The sequence below is a fragment of the Sphingomonas sp. genome (assembly GCF_035490575.1).
GTDB lineage: Bacteria > Pseudomonadota > Alphaproteobacteria > Sphingomonadales > Sphingomonadaceae > Sphingomonas.
This window is the reverse complement of the sequence record NZ_DATJLI010000026.1, coordinates 1-2,654: the sequence shown is the minus strand read 5'-3', so window position 1 is coordinate 2,654 and position 2,654 is coordinate 1. Positions and strand designations below refer to the sequence as shown.

Here is a 2,654-nt window from a genome sequence, read left to right as displayed (position 1 = left end):
GGCGTTGACAATCGCCCCCTGTCGCGCCCAGCGAAGGGGGCATGAACGCCACCGATCCGCTCGACGCGCTGGAAGCCGTCATCCGCAGCCGCCGCGGCGGCGATCCCGACAGCAGCTATGTCGCGCGCCTGTTCGACAAGGGCCGCGCCAAGATCGCGCAAAAGGTCGGCGAGGAAGCGGTCGAGGCCGCGATTGCCGCTGTGCAAGGCGACCGGGCGGGCCTGAAAAGCGAAGCCGCCGACCTGCTGTTCCACTTGATCGTGCTGCTGGTTGATTCGGGGCTGCGGCTAGATGATGTGCGCGCCGAACTGGCGCGAAGGGAGGGACTATCGGGCCTTGCCGAAAAGGCCGCGCGCGTCGACACGTCGACACGCCCACCCCAACCGGCGGCGGCGTCACAGCCCCCACAGCCGACGACGCCCTTGCCGCTCGGCGCCGATCATGCGCCCGATCATGTGCCGCTGCGCGCGGTCGAGCCGCCGCCGCCGGGCCGCCCGCGCCCGCTGCCCAATGCCCGCGAGGAGTTTTGAAACCGTGCCGATCGACGCGACCCAGCCCTATGACGACACCAATATCTTCGCCCGCATCCTGCGCGGCGAGATACCGGCGAAAAAGATTTACGAGGATGAGCACGCCTTTGCCTTCCACGATATCGCGCCACAGGCGCCGGTGCATGTGCTGGTGATCCCCAAGGGCACCTATGTGTCGTGGGACGATTTCAGCGCGCGGGCCAGCGACGCGGAAATCGGGGGATTCGTTCGCGCCGTCGGACATGTCGCGCGCGAACATGTCGGGGCGGGCTATCGCCTGCTGACCAATGCCGGCAGCCATGCGGGACAGGAAGTGCCGCATCTGCACGTCCATATCTTTGCAGGCGCGCCCCTGGGACCGATGCTTTCGCGCTGAGGAGGCGCGAAAATGTTGGCGCTCGATGGCGGATTGCGGCTGGGCGCGTTTTTTGCCGGTTGCAGATGGAACTTTTGCGGCTAGGCTCACCCCTTTCATAACGTATGCGGCGACAACAGCCGCACCTAGGGGACAGCTCAATGCTATTCGGGCGCGTGAAGCCTCTGGACGCCATTCTGGCGACCGCCGAAAAGAAATCGCTCACCCGCACGCTGGGGGCCTTCCAACTGACGATGCTGGGCATCGGCGCGGTGATCGGCACCGGCATTTTCGTGCTGACCGCCGAAGCCGCGCAAAAGGCCGGCCCGGGGATGATGATTTCCTTCATCATCGCGGGCCTGGTCTGCGCCGTCGCCGCGCTGTGTTACGCTGAAATGGCGTCGATGGTGCCGGTTTCCGGCTCCGCCTATACTTACAGCTATGCCGTCATGGGCGAGATTATCGCCTGGATGGTCGGCTGGGCGCTGATCCTCGAATATGCGGTCGCGGCGGGGGCGGTTTCGGTCGGCTGGTCGGGCTATATGGTCGGCTATATCGAGCACAGCTTCGGCATCGACATTCCCAGCACGCTGGTGCTGGGGCCGCTCGACGGCGGGGTCATCAACCTGCCCGCCATGCTGATCGCCGGACTGGTGACGTGGCTGCTGGTGATCGGCACGAAGGAATCGGCGACGATCAACGCCATTCTGGTGGCGATCAAGGTCATCGCGCTGACGCTGTTCATCATCTTGGCGATTCCGGTCATGCGGATGGAGCAGTTCGAGCCGTTCTCGCCGCTCGGCTTCGGCGGCATTTCCGCCGCCGCCGCCTCGATCTTCTTTGCCTATGTCGGCTTCGACGCGGTTTCGACCGCGGCGGAGGAGACCAAGAATCCCCAGCGCAACATGCCCATCGGCCTGATCGGCAGCCTGGGTTTCTGCACCATCTTCTACATCCTGGTGTCGGCGGGCGTCATCGGCGCACCAGGCGTCAGCGCACAGCCGGTGATGAGCGCGCTGGGCGGCATCCTGGAGCCGGGCAGCCCTGCGCTGGCCGAACAATGCGCCGCGCGCGCGGCCGAAGGCGCCAAGGACGTGGTCTGCTCCAAGGAAGCGCTGGCTTATGTCCTGCGTGAAATCGGCTGGCCGGCAATCGGCAATCTGGTCGGGCTGGCGGCGATCTTGGCCCTCCCCTCGGTCATTCTGATGATGATGTTCGGCCAGACGCGCATCTTCTTCACGATGAGCCGTGACGGCCTGCTGCCCTCGGTGTTCAGCCGCATCCACCCGAAGTTCAATACGCCGCACGTCATCACCATCATCACCGGCATCGCGGTTGCGCTGTTCGCGGCCTTCTTCCCGGTCGGCGCGCTGGCCAATATCTCGAACTCGGGCACGCTGTTCGCCTTTGCGGCGGTGTCGTTCGCGGTCATCATCCTGCGTCGCACCGACCCGACCCGCAAGCGGCCGTTCCGCACGCCGTTCATCATGGTGACGGCGCCAATTTCGATCGCGGGCTGTATCTATCTGTTCTTCAGCCTCGATTCGCACAGCATCATGCTGTTCAGCGCTTGGGCGGCGCTCGGCTTCATCGTCTATTTCGCCTATAGCCGTTCGCGCAGCCATGTCGGACAGGGCATCATCGACGTGCATGAAGACGATCCCGATGCCCCGCCACAGCCGGTTCCGCCGCTGCCCGGCGCGCCGACGCCGGGTTACAAGGACGCCTGATCCTCATTGGAAAAGGGCAAAGAAAAAGACCCCCGCCGC

General features: G+C 64.9%; 2 protein-coding genes and 1 pseudogene. All 3 read left to right on the top strand.

Annotation, left to right across the window (positions count from 1 at the left end; translation table 11 throughout):
- Positions 1–41 precede the first annotated feature (41 nt).
- Positions 42–356, top strand: a pseudogene (locus VL973_RS01785) (phosphoribosyl-ATP diphosphatase); the annotation flags it as partial.
- Positions 357–534: 178 nt separating this feature from the next.
- Positions 535–906, top strand: coding sequence for a histidine triad nucleotide-binding protein (locus VL973_RS01780; RefSeq protein ID WP_325282322.1), 372 nt, complete (start codon positions 535–537; stop codon positions 904–906).
- 140 nt (positions 907–1,046) lie between these two features.
- Positions 1,047–2,615 carry an amino acid permease gene (locus VL973_RS01775; RefSeq protein ID WP_325282321.1) on the top strand — a complete coding sequence of 523 codons (1,569 nt, stop codon included), beginning with the start codon at positions 1,047–1,049 and terminating at the stop codon, positions 2,613–2,615.
- Positions 2,616–2,654 lie beyond the last annotated feature (39 nt).